The 20,230-nt window shown below is 40.7% G+C and carries 14 protein-coding genes; 12 read left to right on the top strand and 2 right to left on the bottom strand.

Going from position 1 to position 20,230, the window contains the following annotated elements:
• Positions 1-39: 39 nt before the first annotated feature.
• Positions 40-1,869, bottom strand: a complete 1,830-nt coding sequence (locus tag TR08_RS23190) for a helix-turn-helix domain-containing protein (RefSeq protein WP_045522242.1) — start codon at positions 1,867-1,869, stop codon at positions 40-42.
• Between the two features lie 263 nt (positions 1,870-2,132).
• On the opposite strand from TR08_RS23190, the gene TR08_RS23185 reads away from it, so the two are divergent.
• The 10 genes from TR08_RS23185 (at position 2,133) to TR08_RS33395 (ending at position 12,679) form a co-directional block, all read left to right on the top strand.
• Positions 2,133-3,272 carry an acyl-CoA dehydrogenase gene (locus TR08_RS23185; RefSeq protein ID WP_045522240.1) on the top strand — a complete coding sequence of 380 codons (1,140 nt, stop codon included), beginning with the start codon at positions 2,133-2,135 and terminating at the stop codon, positions 3,270-3,272.
• Between the two features lie 45 nt (positions 3,273-3,317).
• Positions 3,318-5,285 carry an acetate--CoA ligase gene (locus TR08_RS23180; RefSeq protein WP_045522238.1) on the top strand — a complete coding sequence of 656 codons (1,968 nt, stop codon included), beginning with the start codon at positions 3,318-3,320 and terminating at the stop codon, positions 5,283-5,285.
• Positions 5,286-5,457: 172 nt separating this feature from the next.
• Entirely contained in the window at positions 5,458-6,819 is a 1,362-nt protein-coding gene (locus TR08_RS23175; protein ID WP_045522236.1) for an acetyl-CoA carboxylase biotin carboxylase subunit, read from the top strand.
• Between the two features lie 11 nt (positions 6,820-6,830).
• The gene (locus TR08_RS23170) at positions 6,831-7,043 is read left to right on the top strand and encodes an acetyl-CoA carboxylase biotin carboxyl carrier protein subunit (RefSeq protein WP_045522234.1); all 213 of its coding nucleotides are present in this window, start codon (positions 6,831-6,833) and stop codon (positions 7,041-7,043) included.
• A gap of 33 nt (positions 7,044-7,076) precedes the next feature.
• Positions 7,077-8,003: a hydroxymethylglutaryl-CoA lyase gene (locus TR08_RS23165; protein ID WP_045522232.1), complete on the top strand. Its 927-nt coding sequence runs from the start codon at positions 7,077-7,079 to the stop codon at positions 8,001-8,003.
• Positions 8,004-8,016: 13 nt separating this feature from the next.
• Positions 8,017-8,799: an enoyl-CoA hydratase gene (locus TR08_RS23160; protein ID WP_045522372.1), complete on the top strand. Its 783-nt coding sequence runs from the start codon at positions 8,017-8,019 to the stop codon at positions 8,797-8,799.
• Positions 8,800-8,828: 29 nt separating this feature from the next.
• A complete protein-coding gene (locus TR08_RS23155; protein WP_193747830.1) occupies positions 8,829-10,373 on the top strand; it encodes an acyl-CoA carboxylase subunit beta in 1,545 nt (514 codons plus the stop codon).
• A 61-nt stretch (positions 10,374-10,434) separates the two neighbouring features.
• A complete protein-coding gene (locus TR08_RS23150) occupies positions 10,435-11,136 on the top strand; it encodes a CoA transferase subunit A (protein WP_045522230.1) in 702 nt (233 codons plus the stop codon).
• Positions 11,137-11,730: 594 nt separating this feature from the next.
• Positions 11,731-12,381, top strand: coding sequence for a 3-oxoacid CoA-transferase subunit B (locus TR08_RS23145; protein WP_045522228.1), 651 nt, complete (start codon positions 11,731-11,733; stop codon positions 12,379-12,381).
• A gap of 79 nt (positions 12,382-12,460) precedes the next feature.
• On the top strand, positions 12,461-12,679 hold the full coding sequence (locus TR08_RS33395; protein WP_370576397.1) for a hotdog domain-containing protein: 219 nt from the start codon (positions 12,461-12,463) through the stop codon (positions 12,677-12,679).
• A 197-nt stretch (positions 12,680-12,876) separates the two neighbouring features.
• Here TR08_RS33395 and TR08_RS23140 read toward each other — a convergent pair whose 3' ends face one another.
• Complete coding sequence (locus TR08_RS23140; protein WP_045522227.1) at positions 12,877-13,782, bottom strand: LysR family transcriptional regulator; 906 nt, start codon at positions 13,780-13,782, stop codon at positions 12,877-12,879.
• Between the two features lie 134 nt (positions 13,783-13,916).
• Here TR08_RS23140 and gltB point away from each other — a divergent pair, with 134 nt between their 5' ends.
• Both gltB and gltD read left to right on the top strand, forming a co-directional pair.
• Positions 13,917-18,464: a glutamate synthase large subunit gene (gltB, locus tag TR08_RS23135; RefSeq protein WP_045522226.1), complete on the top strand. Its 4,548-nt coding sequence runs from the start codon at positions 13,917-13,919 to the stop codon at positions 18,462-18,464.
• Positions 18,465-18,482: 18 nt separating this feature from the next.
• Entirely contained in the window at positions 18,483-19,964 is a 1,482-nt protein-coding gene (gltD, locus tag TR08_RS23130) for a glutamate synthase small subunit (RefSeq protein ID WP_045522224.1), read from the top strand.
• The last annotated feature ends 266 nt before the right edge of the window (positions 19,965-20,230 follow it).

Here is a 20,230-nt window from a genome sequence, read left to right as displayed (position 1 = left end):
TGTTTTTATACCTTGGATATTTTAGCAGTTATTATAAAATTAACTATTGTTGGTCTGTAATGTGTCTTTATCTTTTATATATTTATAAATATTTATTGCTAAATGGATATTAAATAATGGTTGGCTATCATTCAAGTCCGTTAATAGAATTTCCTCAATTCGTTTTAACCGATAGCTTAAGGTATTTGTGTGAATATGTAAAAAGTCCGCCGTTCTCTTGATGTTTTGATTTTGGTCTAAATATACAATCAGAGTGCTTAACAATTCTCCTTTTCTGGATTGTTCGTATTGAAAAAGGGGACCTAATACTTCTTGGATAAAATCGATCAATTCTTCCTTTGAATTTTGTAAAATAAACCTCTGAACCCCAAGATCTGTATAACTAAGGACCCTATCATCAAAAAGATAGTTTTTGAGAAACTTTATGCACTTTGTCGCTTCTACAAATGACTTATGGACAAGAGTTAGCCCTTGCTTAATTCTTCCAATGCCAATCGATACGTCTATCTCACTATATTTATTTTTTATCTCTAGATGTAACTTTTTTGTAAGTTCCTTTATTTCAGCAACAATATTGGTCGAAGAAACTCTTGAATGCAAGGATAGAAGAGCAACAATTTGATTTTCATGCCTTACTGCCGTTACTTGAAAGTTCCTCCCAAGTAAGGTCATATTGGTCATATGGAGTAAATTCCTTATAACGGGATCACCAAAAACCTTTTGCTCGTTTAACTTATCTTTTACATTAATAATAATGGCAACGTAGTTCCAGTAAGGGTCAAAATTTAAATTTTTTGCTTTCTGAATGAGTACTTCATCAATCTGTCCTGAAAAAAGCTTCGTCACGAATTCTCCTCTTAAACGCTGCTGTGTTTCAAAAACGGCTTGCTCTTTTACAAGTTCAAGTGAAATGACAGTACAAGCATGTTCAAGAGCGGCGATATCCACTTTACTCATTTTTTGTTTAGAAAGGATTATTAACCCGCCTAGAGACTTTTGTTTGGATCCAAGTGGCAATACAACTAATTGATACGTATCATCAATTAATGTTACTTCGGAAACGGTAAGTGAGTTTTCTAGTGTTAGGATAATTTGTTTTGCATACGCTTTCATATATTCGGTCATTTCAACAGAAAATGAGGAATGGCAAGCAGAAGCCCTAAGCTCTCCTATTTCATCAAAGAGAAACATATGTTGTCCAATTGTTTTATGTATATAATTCATAATCGATTGAATTCCTTCTCCATTTACAACAAGATTAGCTAAGTTCCTATGTATTTCAATTGAATGGGAAAGCTTCTGAACCATTTTTTCCTTTTCAAAATAAAGACTGGATTTTTCCAAGGCAACCGCTGCTTGGTGGCCAATCGCTTCCAATAGATTAATATCCTCTTGCTTAAACTGCAAAGATTGTTCAAAAGAGTCCAATGTAATCACGCCAATACATTTTCCCTTTTGTAAAATAGGTGAAGAAATGACAGATGTAAAATGAAAATTACTCGGAATAGACAGATCCAATAAATCTCTATTATATGGAGTTAATGTAGACAGTGCCTGTTTAACTTCTATCTCATCCCAAAAAATGAGACATTTTTTTGCAGCAAAAGCCCTCCCCGTCATGGATTCACCGCTAACTAGTTTAATTTGCCTAAAAATATGTGGATAAAATAATCCTTGAGCTGATTTTGCGATTAGTCGATTTTGGTTTTTGTCAAAAATCCATATAGAGCCACCCCCAGCAGCTTCAACGACAGATATTGTTTCATTCATGATTGAATCAAAGATGGTATTAATATCTAATTTGGAATTAATAACGTTGGACACATGGATTAAGGACTTTAGTTGCCGATGAGTTAATGTATCTTGCATCTTTCATCATCCATTCTCTAAGGAATTAAATAATTTTTCATTTCGATCCATTTTCATGTTTTTGTGTAAAAGACACAAATTTATCACAATTATATTCATGAAAATGGACATAGCATTATTCTCAAAATAGTTATATTCTGATTATATGAAAATTTCGAAAGTAATGATAGGGGGTCAGCACATAGAATAGTGGGCTTAGATATGTTATTTTATATTTTTTTTGCTGAAAACAATCAGAATATTTGGAAAGGAGTTGTATATAAATGAATTTTGATTTAACAAAAGAACAAGAGATGATACGCAAATTAATTCGAGATTTTGCTGATGCAGAAGTTGCTCCTGGAGCAGATGAACGTGATCGAACGGGGGAATTCCCTAAGGAGATTTTTTCGAAATTAGCAGAGTTAGGGATCATGGGTCTGCCTTTCTCTGAACAATATGGGGGTGGTGAAGCAGATACGATCAGCTTTGCAATTGTCGTTGAAGAACTTAGTCGTGTTTGTGCATCAACAGGAATTACATATTCAGCACATATTTCATTAGGAGGGGCCCCTCTAAATTTATTCGGTACCAACGAGCAAAAAGAGAAATACTTAACACCCATTTGTACTGGAGAGTCTTTCGGAGCATTCGGATTGACTGAACCGAATGCAGGCTCCGATGCAGGGGGAACCCAAACAACGGCTGTTCTTGATGGAGATGAGTGGGTCATTAACGGCTCAAAATGTTTTATTACAAATGCAAGCTATGCCAAACACCTTGCAGTGACAGCCGTAACAGACCGCTCAAAAGGAATCAACGGAATCAGTGCATTTATTGTACCTACTGATGCTCCAGGATTCACTGTGATCAACAACTACGAAAAAATGGGTCTGCATGCCTCAAATACAACAGAACTTATCCTAGAGAATGTAAGAGTTCCTAAAGAAAATCTGCTAGGAACAATTGGAAACGGTTACAAGCAATTTTTAGCTACTCTTGATGGCGGAAGAATTGGAATCGGTGCCATGGCTGTAGGTATTGCACAAGGAGCGTATGATAAAGCTCTTCAATATGCAAAAGAAAGAAAACAATTTGGAAGAAGTTTATCCAACTTCCAGGCAATCCAATTTAAATTAGCGGATATGGCAATGAATATCGAACTAGCACGGAATATGGTTTTCAAAGCAGCATGGTTAAAGGATCAAGGACGAGTATTTAAAAAGGAAGCGGCATTCGCGAAATTATTTGCTTCGGAAATATGCATGCGTGCATGTGATCAGGCCGTTCAAATTCATGGCGGATATGGATATATGAAGGAATATCAAGTTGAGCGATTCTTCCGTGATGCGAAACTTTTGGAAATTGGTGAAGGAACATCTGAAGTTCAACGAATGGTCATTGCTAAACAAATTGGATGTTAATGAATTTTTATAGGTATTAACTAAAAATTGTAAAGGGGTCATGACATGGATATCAGTGGAATTTTACAAGTAGTTTCAAATAGCAAACGCATTTATCCTGCAGAAGAAAAAGTTCGTTCAACCTCCATTGGGAGCAACGAAGCTTTCCAAGAACTTCTTAAATTATCCCAAGAAGATCCTGCGGCATTTTGGGATCGTGCAGCACGTGAACTTGATTGGTATGAACCATGGAATGAAACCATTAGTGGACAACTTCCCGATTTTCGCTTTTTTTCGGGCGGCATTAGCAACCCAAGTGTAAATTTACTTGATCGGCATATCGAAAATGGGGCAGGAAACCGGACCGCTCTCATTTGGGAAGGTGAAAACGGGAACACCAAATTTTACACGTATAATATGCTTCTTGCTGAAGTAAATCGTTTTGCGAATGTTCTTAAATCATTTGGTGTAAAAAAAGGTGATTGTGTAGCTATTTTTCTTCCAAATCTAGCCGAAGCCTTTATTGCCGTTTTAGCTTGTTTTCGAATTGGTGCAATTTATAATACGATTTTCTCAGGTTATTCCGAAAAATCATTGACAGATCGACTCATTAATTTTGAGCCAAAAGTTTTGGTCACTGCAGATGCCACTGAACGCCGAGGTAAAATCATTCGTTTAAAAGAAAAAGTCGATAATGTTGTACCATCTATTCCATCTATCGAAGCAGTCATTGTTGTAGACCGATTAGGTTCAGAGGTTCAAATGAAAGAAGGCCGGGATTACTGGTGGCATGAGCAGACAAAGGCGGCAAGCATCATTTGTGAACCTGAGAGATTAGAAGCGAATGAGAGCGGTATTGTGTTTTATACAAGTGGTACGACAGGTAAACCAAAAGGTGTTGTCCATTCCGGCATGGCTTTTGTCATTCAGAATTACATATATGCCAAGTATCATATGGATCACCATAATGACGATGTTTTCTGGTGTACCGCGGATATTGGCTGGTTAACCATGCATATTTGGGGAATTGCAGGTGCCTTAGCCAATGGTGTAACAACCGTTGTCTTTGAAGGGGCAGTTGATTATCCAACAAAAGACCGTTTTTATCAAATCATTGAAAAGTACAGGGTGAATAAACTGTTTACTGCCCCAACAGCATTAAGAATGTTAAAAAGTATGGGAGAAAAGGCAGTAGAGAAATTTGATTTATCTTGTCTTGATGTCATTTCCCTTGTGGGAGAACCTTTTGATCCAGAAACCTGGCATTGGACATATGAAGTGTTAGGAAAGAAAAAGGTATATATCAATAATACTTGGGGTCAAACCGAAACAGCGGGATCGCCTATAGCTGGAGCAGCCTGGCTGACACCAATGAAACCGGGTTCCGCAGGTACTTCCTTTTTAGGAGCCGTTATGGATGTAGTGGATGAAGCAGGCAATCCAGTTCAGCCTGGCAGGTTAGGAAATCTAGTTATTCGAAAACCATTTCCTATGCTATGCAGAACACTTTGGAAAGAACCAGAACGCTATTACGCATCCTATTTTAGTCAAGTGGAAGGCTGTTATTATGCCAGCGACCTGGCGTTGATAGATGATGATGGATATTTATGGGTAGTGGGCCGTTCAGATGACGCATTTAATGTAGCTGGACACCGATTAAGTACAATGGAGATGGAAAGCGCTGTCCTAGAATGTGCGGGTGTTTCTGAAACCGCCATCATTGGAATCCCTGACGAAATTAAAGGAGAAGTACCGCTCGTATTTGTTCGTCTAGCTGATGGCTATGAAGAAACAGAAGACTTAAAACAACAAATAAATGATCAGATTATTCAACAAATCGGGAAGATTGCTGCTCCAAAATCCATTATTTTTACGGATATGCTGCCGAAAACAGTCAGCGGAAAAATCATGCGCCGTTTATTAAAGGAAATTGTTTTATCAGGAAAGGTTCAAGGCGACATTACAGGACTTGAAGATCCAGCAACCGTTGCACAAATACAAAAAAGAGTTGCTGAAAAATCATTCGTTAAATAGTTAGTAATGAGAGCCAGTCATTTGTCAGGAAAATGAGCAGCGAATGACTGGTTCCATTTACTAGCTTAGAAGTTCAAGAATGCTGAAAATAAATGATTAAATTTTACATATCTTTGTAATACAGCAATAGAGTTTTGAACCTATTTAGATTTTGGAAGAAGGGGTGGAAAGAATGTTCAAAAAAGTATTAATTGCCAATCGCGGCGAAATTGCTGTTCGTGTCATGCGTACATGCAAGGACTTAGGGATTACAAGTATTGGAGTTTACTCAGAAGCAGATGCTGATGCTCCACATGTAAAATTGGCAGATGAGGCCTATTTAATCGGAGGTTCAAGGGTAGTTGAAAGCTATTTAAATATTAATAAAATTCTAGAGGTCGCACAGGTTTCAGGAGCGGAGGCAATCCACCCGGGGTATGGACTGCTTTCGGAAAATGCTGAATTTTCCCGCCGTTGTGAGGAAGCGGGCCTTATCTTCATCGGCCCTTCTCCAAACGTTATTTCTAAAATGGGAAGTAAGATTGAATCTCGCAAAGTGATGGAGGAAGCAGGTGTTCCTGTCGTACCAGGAATTACCTACCCACTGTCAGACGCAGAGGAAGCAGTAGAAGTGGCCGACACCATCGGTTATCCTGTCATGCTAAAAGCCTCTGCTGGGGGTGGCGGAATTGGCATGCAAGTGGTCCATAACGGGGATGAAATCAGAAAAGCTTTTGCGGGGAACCAAAAACGTGCTACTGACTTCTTTGGCGATGGATCGATGTATATTGAAAAATTTGTTGCAAATCCAAGACATATTGAGATTCAAATCTTGGCAGACGGTTTTGGTAATACAGTTTACCTTTGGGAACGTGAGTGTTCGATCCAGCGTCGTCATCAAAAAGTCGTAGAGGAAGCCCCATCATCGTTTATTACTGAAAAAACCCGTACCAAGATGGGAGAGGCTGCCGTAAAAGCGGCAAAATCCATTGGGTATAAAAATGCCGGAACAATTGAGTTCTTAGTTGATGAAGAGCAAAATTTCTACTTTCTTGAAATGAATACCCGTTTGCAAGTGGAGCATCCGGTTACGGAAGAAATTACAGGTTTAGACTTAGTTGAAAAACAATTGCAAATTGCTGCAGGTGAAGCTCTGAATTTTTCTCAAGAAGAGGTAAAACGTGAGGGGCATGCAATTGAGGTTAGAATCTATGCCGAAGATCCCAAAACATTTTTCCCGTCACCTGGAAAAATAACAAAATTAGGGTTGCCGAACGGGCCTGGAGTTCGACATGAATTAGCCATTCACGGTCAATCTGTAGTCACTCCTTTTTATGATCCAATGATTGCTAAGCTTATTGTTAAAGGCAGCAATCGTGAAGAGGCAATAAACCGCCTGCAAAATGCATTAGCTAATTATCATATTGAAGGGATTAAAACAAATATCCCAATGCTGCAGGAAGTTATTGCTCATACGGCATTCCATTCCGGTGATACAACAACAGATTTTGTAAACAAGTATTTAAAAACTAAAAAAACAAACACCGTAAAATAGGAGGAAAAATCATGAGTGAAATCATTGCAAGTATGGCAGGAAGTGTATGGAAGGTATTAGTTAAAGCTGGAGATCAGGTAGAAGAGGGTCAAGATGTTGTGATTTTAGAATCGATGAAAATGGAAATTCCGATTGAAGCTGAATTCGCTGGAACGGTGAAAGAAGTAAAAGTGAATGAAGGCGACTTTGTAAATGAAGGCGACATCATTGTAGAAGTTGAATAAAGCCCTTAAAAAAGGTATTAAGGAGATGGAACAATGAAGTGGCCGGAAGATGTAACGATTAAAGAGGTGGGCCCTCGTGATGGACTGCAAAACGAAAAGTCTTTTATTTCTACAGAAGATAAAATTGCTTGGATTAATCAATTGTCAGAAAGTGGACTAAAACATATTGAGATTACCTCTTTTGTTAATCCAAAATGGATTCCTGCACTTTCAGATGCAGCTGCCGTCGCAACTGGCATTACAAAAGTGCCTGATGTCACCTATACAGCACTCGTTCCAAATCTTAAAGGATTGGAACAGGCATTTAAAGCGAACATTGATGAAGTAGCAGTGTTTATGTCAGCTAGCGAAACACATAACCTAAAAAATATAAATAAAACGATTGGCGAGACTTTCCCTGTGTTAAGAGATTTGGTCAGAGAAACCATTTCAGCAGGAAAATTAAGCAGAGGTTATGTTTCGACCGTTTTTGGCTGTCCGTATGAAGGGCATGTTGATATTGACGCGGTCATTAGAGTTTCGGAAACATTATTTGAAATGGGTATTGCAGAACTGTCCCTTGGGGATACAATCGGTGTGGCAAATCCAAAGCAAGTTCAAGAAGTTTTGGAAGTTTTATTAAAAAGATTTCCAGCAGATAAATTAGCCATGCATTTTCATGATACACGGGGAACTGCTTTGGCCAACATCTTAGTATCGTTAGAAATGGGAATTACCATTTTTGATTCTTCTCTTGGCGGCTTAGGAGGATGCCCATATGCTCCAGGTGCATCCGGAAATGTAGCAACAGATGATTTACTCTATATGCTTCACGGGATGGGAATTCACACTGGAGTTGATCAACAAAAGCTGCTTCATTCATCCCAATTCATTCAGGAGAAGATTGGCAGAATTTTACCTAGTAAAAGTTTTCAAGCAGCTAGCTCCGGGCTGGATGGAAAGCTTGGAAATACCATGTGAGAAAGGTGAAACCATGACTAAAACCATATTAGTTAACAAGATGGAAAACGGAATCGTGATGATTACGTTAAATAGGCCGGAAGCTGCTAATGCTTTATCAGTAGAGATGTTAGAGGGTCTCCGCGACGCACTTCTTACATGTAAATATGATCGATCAGTCCGCTGTATAGTCATTACAGGGGCTGGGGAGAAAGCTTTTTGTGCAGGAGCTGATTTAAAAGAGCGAGCTGGAATGGATACGGTTCAGGTGAGAAAGACTGTTTCTTTGATCCGCGATACTATCAACTCTTTAGAATCATTACCCCAACCGGTCATAGCAGCTGTTAACGGAGTTGCTTTTGGCGGGGGAACTGAACTGGCTCTTGCTTGTGATATCCGCATTGCCTCTGAAACTGCGAAGCTTGGCCTTACGGAAGCATCACTGGGAATTATTCCTGGTGCCGGCGGAACACAGCGTTTACCAAGATTAGTAGGAAAGGGACGTGCCAAAGAGCTGATTTTCACTGCTAGACGAATTGATGCAAAAGAAGCCCTTGAGATTGGATTAGTAGAGTATACGGTCCCTTTTACAAGCTTAATAGATAAAGCCTCAGTAATTGCAGGTCAAATTGTTCGAAATGGCCCGATTGCCGTCGCACAAGCAAAGTTCGCAATCGATAAAGGCTATGATGTTGATATAAACACCGGTCTTGCAATTGAGCAAAATGCCTATGAAGTGACGATTCCAACAAAAGATCGTTTAGAAGGATTACAGGCTTTTAAGGAGAAACGCACCCCAATATACATTGGAGAATAAGAAAACTAAATTAATAAAGGAGGAAGAAAATGACAGTGGATATGAAACCTCTACAACAAACTCTGCAAGATAGAGTCGAACAAATTAAAAAGGGCGGAGCTCCCAAATATCATGAAAAAAACCAAGAGCAGGGAAAACTGTTCGTCCGCGATCGTTTATCATTATTATTCGATTCTGGTTTTGAACTGGAGGATGCTCTATTTGCGAACTGCATGGCAGGGGATCTTCCTGCAGACGGAGTTGTGACAGGGATGGGCAAGATTAATGGCCAGCTTGTCTGTGTGATGGCCAACGATTCAACGATCAAAGCCGGTTCTTGGGGAGCTCGTACGGTTGAGAAAATAATTCGAATCCAAGAAACAGCTGAAAAACTTCGAGTGCCATTATTATACCTGGTAGATTCAGCTGGAGCACGGATCACGGATCAGGTGGAAATGTTCCCGGGGCGTCGTGGTGCAGGAAGAATCTTTTACAATCAAGTAAAACTTTCAGGTAAAATTCCTCAAATCTGTATTCTGTTTGGACCCTCTGCTGCTGGCGGAGCCTATATTCCTGCTTTTTGTGACATTGTCATTATGGTTGACAAAAACGCTTCGATGTACCTGGGATCACCGAGAATGGCCGAAATGGTTATTGGTGAAAATGTAACCTTGGAGGAAATGGGTGGCGCTCGCATGCACTGCTCCGTTTCAGGATGTGGAGATGTTCTTGCAAAAAATGAAGAAGAAGCCATTTCAATGGCTAGAAACTATCTTTCTTATTTTCCAGCCAATTTTTCAGTGAAACCGCCAGTTCGTGAGGCAGTGGATCCTAAACAATTGAAGAAACCGTTAGAAGAGTTAATTCCGGTTAATCAAAATTCACCTTTTAACATGCATGATCTAATAAATGGGATTATTGATGAAGGCTCTTTCTTTGAAATCAAAAAACTTTTTGCTGGTGAACTTATTACCGGGCTTGCCCGCATGGATGGGAAACCTGTCGGAATCATTGCCAATCAGCCGCGAGTTAAAGGCGGGGTATTATTCCACGATTCAGCAGATAAGGCCGCAAAATTTATTAATCTTTGTGATGCTTTCCATATTCCACTTTTGTTTCTAGTTGATGTGCCTGGATTTATGATCGGTACAAAGGTAGAACGGGCAGGAATCATTCGCCATGGTGCGAAAATGATATCAGCGATGTCTGAAGCAAGTGTTCCAAAAATCTCTGTTATCGTACGTAAAGCATATGGCGCTGGTCTTTATGCAATGGCTGGCCCTGCGTTTGAACCGGATGCTTGTCTTGCTTTACCGTCTGCACAAATTGCAGTTATGGGACCAGAAGCAGCAGTCAATGCCGTTTATGCGAATAAAATTGCTGCACTGCCTGAAGAGGAGCGTACCGCATTCATAGAACAAAAACGTGAGGAATATAAAGAGGATATTGATATTTATAATTTGGCTTCCGAAATGGTGATTGACGGTATTATACCAGCAAACTCATTACGCAAGGAACTTGTAAATCGTTTTGAGGCATATTCTTCAAAATATCTCATTTTCTCAGAACGAAAACACTCTGTATATCCGGTCTAATTTTTAACAGTCAATTTCAAATTTAAGAGGCTTTATCTTTTTTAAAAAGGAGGCGGATTCTGTGAAGAATGGAAAAATTGTGAACTCGTTCGTGGAAGCAATACAAGAAATTACTGATGGCGATACAATCATCGTCGGTGGTTTCGGACTGTGCGGAATTCCGGAAAAAGCAATTCTTGCCTTAAGAGATCAAGGAACGAAGGATTTAACAATCGTTAGTAATAACTGTGGCGTTGATGATTGGGGGCTTGGTCTCCTGCTCGCAAATAAGCAAATTAAGAAAATGGTTTCATCGTATGTCGGTGAAAATAAAATTTTTGAAAAGCAGTTTTTAAGCGGGGAGCTTGAGGTAGAACTAGTCCCTCAAGGAACGCTTGCTGAAAGAATACGTGCCGGCGGTGCCGGAATACCTGGTTTTTATACGGCTACTGGGTTGGGAACTCCGGTTGCAGAAGGAAAAGAGTGCAAGGAGTTTAACGGCAGAACCTATTTATTAGAAGAGGGAATAGTCGGCGATTTCGCTCTGGTGAAAGCCTGGAAGGCAGATCCGCTTGGAAACCTTGTTTTCCGAAAAACATCACGTAACTTTAATCCATTAGCTGCAATGGCTGGAAAAATTACGATTGCAGAAGTAGAGGAAATCGTTGGGTTAGGAGATTTAAATCCGGATGAAATCCATACGCCTGGAATCTACGTTCAACGAGTTTTGCTCGGAACAAACTATGAAAAGCGGATTGAAAGACGTACAGTTGTACAAGCCTAATAGTTGGCAAGAAATTCATTCCATTGGACAAGCTTTTATCGTTTAATAGAAAAGTTTTGTTAAATTACTATGATGATATATTGCGAATAAGAACAAGTCATTAATGAGTGCTTATTAGTGATCGAAACCTTATTGGAATAGAGAAAGTGGTCACCAATAAGGACTATTGGTGACCGAAATTTGGTTGAAATAGAGAAAGCGGTCATCAATGAGTGCTATTGGTGACCGAGATCTGGTTGAAATAGAGAAAGTGGTCGTCAATGAGTGCTATTGGTGACCGAGATCTGGTTGAAATAGAGAAAGTGGTCATCAATAAGGACTATAAGTGACCGAAATCTTATTTGAATGGAGTAAGTGGTCACTAATGAAGGTCCATGTTGACCGAAATTAGAGGAAAAACGGAAAAGTGGTAACCATAGAGTGTTCATGATGACCGAAATCAACGGAAAATTAAAAAAGTGTTAACCATGAGGAGTTTCAATCTGTCCGTAATCAAACTCTAGAAAACTCAACAAAAGTAATTAACAGAGCCAATAGAAAAGAACGAGTGAAGCGCGGTTATTTTAAAAGTAAAAGAGGCAAGGAGTGAGAGGATTGAAGGATGCGCGATTAACCATTGTAAAACGTGCGGTTCAAGAAATTCAGGATGGTATGAACGTAAATTTAGGGATTGGGATCCCAACCCTGATTGCAAATGAAATTCCAAGCGAATACAATGTCTTGCTTCAATCAGAAAATGGCTTACTTGGCATTGGCCCTTATCCGGTTGAAGGTACAGAAGACCCCGATCTAATAAATGCGGGAAAAGAAACGGTAACTGCTATACCTGGCGCTTCTTATTTCGACAGTGCTGAATCATTTGCAATGATTCGTGGCGGTCATATCGACCTAGCCATCTTAGGGGGAATGGAAGTTTCTCAAACAGGAGATTTGGCTAACTGGATGATTCCGGGAAAGATGGTCAAAGGAATGGGAGGCGCCATGGACTTAGTAAACGGCGCAAAATGTGTTGTTGTCATTATGGAACATGTGAATAAGCACGGAGAATCAAAGGTCAAAAAAGAGTGTACACTTCCCCTTACTGGAAAAGAAGTGGTGCACCGTTTAATTACTGATTTGGCTGTATTTGATTTCACTCCTGAAGGAATGGTTCTCGTCGAAACTCAGGACGGAGTATCGGTTGAAGAAGTTATTGAAAAGACAGAAGCTTCATTTAAAATTGGTATCAAATTACCAGTTAAGTAAAAGGGGTTCCTATTTCGAGTGAAATCAAAGGGGTAGGTAATCGTGAAAAAGACCACGCATTTTCGGTAGTATGTAATGCATATGGAAAACCTCAGTAGGGCTCTCGACAACAATCCAGTTTATCGAAGCGGCTAAACCAGGAGACAGAATAGTTGCCCGTGCAATCGAAATAAGACGTAACTTTCGTACTGGATTTTATCGAATTGAGATTTTCCATGAGCAAAATCTAATATCAACAATGGAGGCAGTTTCTTACCGTAAGGATCATTACTTTATTGAACTTGATGTCCAAGATTAAGAAGAGCAATAGACCTTCGTGCCAGGTCTCGTGGGTTGGATTCCCACACAGTCCCGCAAAAGGGTCAGCCCCCCATCGAGTAATGCATTACTCGATGGGGGGCTGACCCTTTTTGTCATCGACAAACACCAAATTTCTAAATTGTGGTGTGCCAGGCACCAAATTTTAAGTTATGATATCATTCTTTTTCACAAGTCTCATAGTTTATACTGGTCCAACCTGTTGAAATATTGGATAAGGAATTGATAGAAATTCTTTTCGGAGGGTGCAATGTCTCTATGTTTCGGAATAATAACGCCAACTGTACGCATAGCCTTTGGTGTTTCAATCGGTACTTTGACTGTGAATCTGGGAATAGAGTCATAGAAAGTACTCTCAGGTAATAGGCTAACGCCGATTCCTGCAGAAACAAGTCCTTTTAAAGCATCCATATCCTCCCCTTCGGACGTAATGTTCGGTTCAAAGCCAGCCTCATGACAGGCATCTACAGCAATTTTTCGAAGGACATATCCATTTGGAAATAAGACGAATGGATCTGTCCGCAAGTCACTTAAATCCAGACTTTTTCTATCAGCCAAGGGGTGATGCTCAGGAAGCAAGGCAACGATATTTTCCATAAATAAAATCTTAGCCTCGAGATCTGGTTCCTTCATGGGGACAGGGCCGAGAAAGGCTAAATCGATTTCACTGTTTTTAACAGCATCGATTAAGTAGGCATAGGAGCCATGCCGCAAATGGAAATTAACATTTGGCGCAACTTCCTTATAAGCCGAAATAAGATTTGGAAGCCAATATATGGAGAGACTTGAAGGATATCCAATAGTAAGCGTTCCTCCCATTGGATTGAGATATTCTTCTACTTTTTCCTTTCCTTCTTCTAATATCTTTAAAGCACCCATTGCATATTGTAAAAAAATGTTTCCGATCTGAGTAATCTTAATGTTCCGACCGACCCTTTCTAATAACTTAACCCCTAGCTCCTCTTCCAGCTTGGTAATTTGATAGCTAACGGCTGATTGTGCCACGTTTAGATTATCAGCTGCCTCAGTAACATGCTGCCGTTCCGCAACTTCGATTAAATAACGTAATTGACGAAGCTCCAATGCTATTCCTCCTTTTATTTATATAAAAATCAGATTGATTTGATATAAATTATATATTGTTTGTATTAATTAGAAAACCTAAAATAGTTCATATAGAATATTTCGACAAAATAACTAACAGGGAGAGATTTGATATGACTTATCATCAACTACCAAAAGCACAAGGTCTCTACCGTCCAGAATTTGAACATGATGCCTGTGGAATCGGCTTGTATGCTCACATAAAAGGGAATGCCACACATGATATTGTGGTAAAAGGACTAAAAATGCTTTGTCAAATGGATCATCGCGGCGGACAGGGGAGTGACCCGCTTACAGGCGATGGAGCGGGACTTATGGTTCAAATACCTGATTTATTTTTCCGCCAACAATGTTCAGCAATAGGCTTACCTGAAAAAGGGAAATACGGTGTGGGGATGCTGTTTTTCTCAAAGGATGATACGGAACGGGAAGAGATTGAAACCTATATCAATAAAATGGTCGAACAAGAGGGGCAAACGGTTCTTGGTTGGAGAACGGTTCCAGTCAATGCTGAAACAATAGGGGTAACGGCGCAGGAAAGTTGTCCTGTTATTCGCCAGTTGTTTGTTGCTGACAGCGAAAAAAGTACGGATTCATTAGCTTTTGAACGAAAATTGTACGTGATTCGGAAACAAGCAGAAAAATGGGCGAAGGAATCCGAATATCGGTTTTATTTTGCGAGCCTTTCAAGCAGGACCATTGTTTATAAAGGGCTGTTAACACCTGAACAGGTAGATCAGTTCTATTTGGATTTGCAGGATGAGAATTTTGTCTCTGCGTTTGCTTTAGTGCATTCACGCTTTAGTACAAACACCTTTCCGAGCTGGGAAAGAGCACATCCTAACCGTTATTTAATTCACAACGGCGAAATTAATACACTTCAGGGAAATATTCACTGGATGAAGGCGCGGGAAAAACAATTTGTTTCTGAAGCGTTTGGAACGGATTTGGAAAAAGTATTGCCTATCCTTGATACAGATGGAAGTGATTCCTCGATTTTAGACAATGCGCTTGAATTTTTAGTGCTTGCAGGCCGAAAACCAGCCCACGCAGCCATGATGCTCGTTCCTGAGCCTTGGTCTGAAAATCCTCATTTAACTGATGAAAAGCGAGCTTTTTATGAATATCACAGTTCTTTAATGGAGCCTTGGGATGGACCGTCAGCGATTTCATTTACGGACGGAAAACAAATTGGCGCTATTTTGGATCGGAACGGTCTTCGTCCGGCGCGTTATTATGTTACAGATGATGATTATATTATTTTTTCATCAGAGGTTGGCGTTATTGATGTTGAGCCAGAAAAGGTGTTATACAAAGAGCGCCTGCGCCCAGGAAAAATGCTTTTGATAGATTTAGAAGAAGGGCGAATTATTTCCGACGAGGAAATTAAATCCGAGTTGGCGGGAGCAGAGCCGTATCAGCAATGGCTCAACGACCAGCTTGTTCGATTGGAAGATACAGTAGAGGCGGAGGGAGAGGCTCCTGCTGATTTACTAGTTCGCCAAAAAGCTTTCGGCTATACGTATGAAGATATTCAAAAATATATCCTTCCTGCTGTAACTGAAGGCAAGGATCCGCTTGGTGCAATGGGAAATGATATGCCGCTTGCGGTATTGTCAGATCGTCCGCAGAACTTATTTAACTACTTTAAGCAATTATTTGCCCAAGTAACCAATCCGCCGATCGACTCTATTCGTGAAGCAATCGTTACGTCAACGATTTCTTATCTAGGAGCGGAAGGAAATTTACTTCATCCATCAGCAGAAAATTGCCGTCGGATTCAGCTGGAGACACCAATCCTAACAAACAGCCAGCTTGAAGAATTAAAGAGTAGTGAATCATTTAAGAGTAAAGTGATCGACATCTTGTTCACTGAGAATTTAGAGAACGGCTTGAACGAGGTTTGCCGTCAAGCAGACGAAGCCATTGCGGAAGGCATTAGCTTGATTATCCTGTCTGACCGTAATATGAATGAAAATGAAGTGGCTATTCCATCTTTAATGGCAGCGAGCGCCCTTCATCATCACTTAATTCGTGAAGGTTTAAGGACGAAGGCTAGCATCATTGTTGAAACAGGGGAAGTAAGAGAAGTTCATCATTTCGCCGTGCTGCTTGGATATGGCGTTGATGCGATTAACCCTTATCTTGTATTCGCTACTTATCAGGAAGCTGTTCAGGATGGAACTTTACCGTTCACATATCAAGAAGCAGTTGAAATATACTTGGACGCGATGACCGAGGGTGTTGTTAAGGTCATGTCGAAAATGGGTATTTCAACGGTGCAAAGTTACCGTGGTGCACAAATTTTTGAAGCAGTTGGAATCAGCTCAGATGTAATCGACCGCTACTTCACTGGAACTGTATCTCAGCTTGGTGGAATTGGATTAGAAACATTAGCCAAAGAAGCGAAGCTGCGCCACGTGGATGCGTATGCGGAATCAACTGACAAGACCTTAGAATCAGGGAGTAACTTCCAATGGAGACATGATGGAGAACACCATGCCTTCAATCCAGGCACGATTCATACTTTACAATGGGCTTGCCGTAACGGTGATTTTGACTTATTTAAAAAATATTCGAATCTTGCAAATAAAGAAAGAATTGGCTTCTTACGTAACTTATTCTCATTTAATGGTTCACGACAAGCTGTGCCAATTGAAGAAGTAGAATCAGTTGAATCGATTGTTCGCCGCTTTAAAACAGGTGCGATGTCCTTTGGATCGATCAGTAAGGAAGCACATGAAACATTAGCGATTGCTATGAACCGTTTAGGTGGAAAAAGCAACTCGGGTGAAGGAGGGGAGGATTCAAGCCGCTTTGTGTTGGATGAAAATGGAGACAACAGAGGAAGTAAGATTAAACAAATTGCTTCTGGACGTTTTGGTGTAAAGAGTCATTATCTTGTGAATGCCGAAGAGCTCCAAATTAAAATGGCACAAGGCGCAAAGCCTGGTGAAGGCGGCCAGTTGATGGGTAAGAAAGTATATCCATGGGTAGCCGACGTTCGTGGGGCAACGCCAGGAGTCAGCTTAATTTCACCTCCACCGCACCATGATATTTATTCCATCGAGGATTTAGCTCAGCTGATCCATGATTTAAAAAATGCGAATCGTGATGCCCGAATCAGCGTAAAGCTTGTTTCAAAAGGCGGCGTCGGAACGATCGCTGCCGGTGTAGCTAAAGCGGTAGCCGATGTAATTGTCATCAGTGGTTACGATGGTGGAACTGGTGCATCGCCGAAAACGAGCGTTCAGCACGCCGGATTACCTTGGGAGCTTGGATTAGCAGAGGCACATCAAACACTTATGTTAAATGGTTTGCGTGACCGCGTAGTGCTTGAAACAGACGGGAAATTAATGACAGGTAAAGATGTTGTCATGGCAGCCCTGCTTGGAGCAGAGGAATTTGGCTTTGCAACTGCACCGCTTGTGGTTCTTGGCTGTGTGATGATGCGTGTTTGTCATTTGGATACATGTCCAGTTGGTATCGCCACTCAAAACCCTGAGCTTCGAAGAAAGTTCACGGGTGAAGCAGATTATATCGTTAACTTTATGCGCTTTGTTGCACAGGAAGTACGTGAGATTATGGCGGAACTTGGTTTTAGAACGGTTGAGGAAATGGTCGGGCGCACCGATGTTTTAACGGTAAGTGAGCGGGCAAAAGCGCATTGGAAGGCTCAGCATTTGGATCTAACAGCCTTGCTTTACAAGCCTGAAGGATCACGCACCTTTAAACGTCCGCAAAATCATCGAATTAACGAAACACTTGATTTCCAAAAAATACTGCCGGCTGTACAACCAGCTTTAGAACAGGGAACACCTGTGGAGGTCAGCTTCCCTATTACGAACGTAAATCGTGTGGTTGGTACCATTGTCGGAAGTGAAATTTCCAAACGATATGGTGAGGAAGGTCTTCCGGAGGATACGATTACCTTAAGGTTTACTGGTTCTGCTGGGCAAAGCTTCGGTGCCTTTGTACCGAAAGGAATGACTCTAACCCTGACTGGAGACGCAAACGATTATGTTGGTAAAGGTCTGTCTGGTGGAAAAATCATCGTTAGAGCAGATGAACATACCAAAATCGCTTCAGGCGAAAATGTAATCGCCGGAAATGTCGCCTTTATCGGGGCAACAAGCGGTGAAGCTTATATTAACGGACGTGTCGGAGAACGTTTTGCCGTTCGTAACAGTGGGGTAAAAGTGGTTGTTGAGGGAATTGGCGACCATGGCTGTGAGTATATGACTGGCGGACGTGTTGTTATTTTAGGTGATGTGGGTAAAAACTTCGGAGCTGGAATGTCCGGCGGGATTGCCTATGTCTTTGCTGAAGACAAGGAAGCATTTAAGTATTTATGCAATCAAGAATTAATTGAATTTGAATCGGTATCAAGTACTGCAGATCAGGATGAGCTAAAACAGTTAATCGAGAACCATTTCCATTATACAGAAAGTGTGAAGGCGAGCTGTGTTCTAGAAAACTGGGAAGAGTATGTGAGAAAATTTGTCAAAGTGATTCCGAAGGATTATAAACGGATGATCCAATTGATCGAGGAGCAAAAACTAGCAGGCTTATCGGAAGAAGAAGCAGTAATGAGTGCCTTTTTAGCGAATTCCTCAGCAAAACCAAAACAATTTAAACAACAGGAAGCTTCAATCGGTTAAGGAAAGGGGAGAGGAAAAATGGGGAAACCAACAGGCTTTATGGAATATTCTCGCGAAAAAGTCGGAGAAAGACACCCTCTAAAACGCCTAAACGACTGGAAAGAGTATACAGCTCCTTTTTCTGCTGAAAAGTTAAGTATACAGGGGGCGCGGTGCATGGATTGCTCTATCCCCTTCTGCCATACTGGGATGGAGATTAAAGGTGCTACATCAGGCTGTCCGATTCATAACCTCATCCCGGAGTGGAATGATCTAGTCTATCGCGGCCGTTGGAAAGAAGCACTCGAGCGGCTGCTGAAAACGAATAATTTTCCAGAGTTTACAGGAAGGGTTTGTCCGGCTCCGTGTGAAGGTTCGTGTACGTTGGCGATTTCAGACCCGGCGGTAACCATCAAGAATATTGAACAAGCGATCATCGATAAGGGTTTTGAAAACGGGTGGATCACACCGAGGACTCCAAGGTCACGGACTGGAAAGAAAGTAGCTATTATCGGTTCCGGTCCTGCTGGTTTGGCGGCTGCTGACCAGCTTAATCAAGCAGGCCACTCGGTCACTGTTTTTGAACGTGCTGACCGTCCTGGAGGTTTGCTGATGTATGGAATTCCAAACATGAAGCTTGAAAAAGAAGTGGTAGAACGCCGGATTCGATTATTGACACAGGAAGGTATCGACTTCGTTACGAATTCAGAAGTGGGCAAAGATATTAAAGCTTCCGAACTTCAAGCTCAGTTCGATGCAGTTATCCTTTGCACAGGTGCACAGAAGCAACGTGATATAGAGATTGAAGGCCGTGAAGCTAAAGGCATTCACTTTGCAATAGATTATTTGACTCTAGCGACTAAAAGTCTATTAGATTCGAATTTTGAAGATGGTCTATATATCGATGTAGAAGGCAAAGACGTCATCGTTATTGGCGGTGGGGATACAGGTGCCGACTGTGTGGCAACAGCGCTTCGTCAAAAATGCCGCAGTGTCGTTCAGTTTGGCAAGCATCCACAATTGCCTGCTGAACGTACTACTGATAATTTATGGCCAGCCTATCCAAACGTCTTTACAATGGATTATGCTTATAAGGAAGCAGAAGCCAAATTTGGGGGAGATCCTCGTCAATATTCTATTCAAACAAAGAAAATCGTCGCCGATGAGAATGGGACCGTTAAAGAGCTTCACACCATCCAAATGGAGAAACGAAAGGATGAGAAAGGGCGTTATTATTTTAAAGAAATTCCAGGCACTGAAAAAGTATGGCCTGCACAGTTATTGTTTATCGCGATTGGCTTCGAGGGAACAGGGCAGCCTCTATTAAGCCAATTCGGTGTGAAAGCAGTCAACCAAAAGGTTGAAGCTAGATACGGTGAGTTCAAAACGAACGTTGAAGGAGTGTTTGCAGCAGGTGATGCCAGAAGAGGTCAAAGCCTCATCGTTTGGGCGATCAACGAAGGCAGGGAAGTCGCACGGGAAGTCGACAAATATTTGGGTGTAAAAATTCCTTCATTTTAATAATTTTTTTATATTAATACTCAAATGAAATCTTTAAATCTATTATTTATCAAAAAAACACTTTTCCGATTCAGTGGAAGAGTGTTTTTTTAGGTAACGATTCTTTTGAATCTTGAAATTTTATGTTGTACAAAGATAGTTTGTAAGGTTTTTATGAAAATAATATTAAAAAAAACAGGAGAAAATGACTAGCTAAAATCGATAGAATAGCTGTTGGATTAGGGAAAACAGAAAATATTATTGTTATTTTTATCCATATCTAAATT

The organism is Neobacillus niacini (genome assembly GCF_000759675.1).
Classification (GTDB): Bacteria; Bacillota; Bacilli; order Bacillales; family Cytobacillaceae; genus Neobacillus; species Neobacillus niacini_A.
This window is presented reverse-complemented; position numbering and strand designations above follow the sequence as displayed.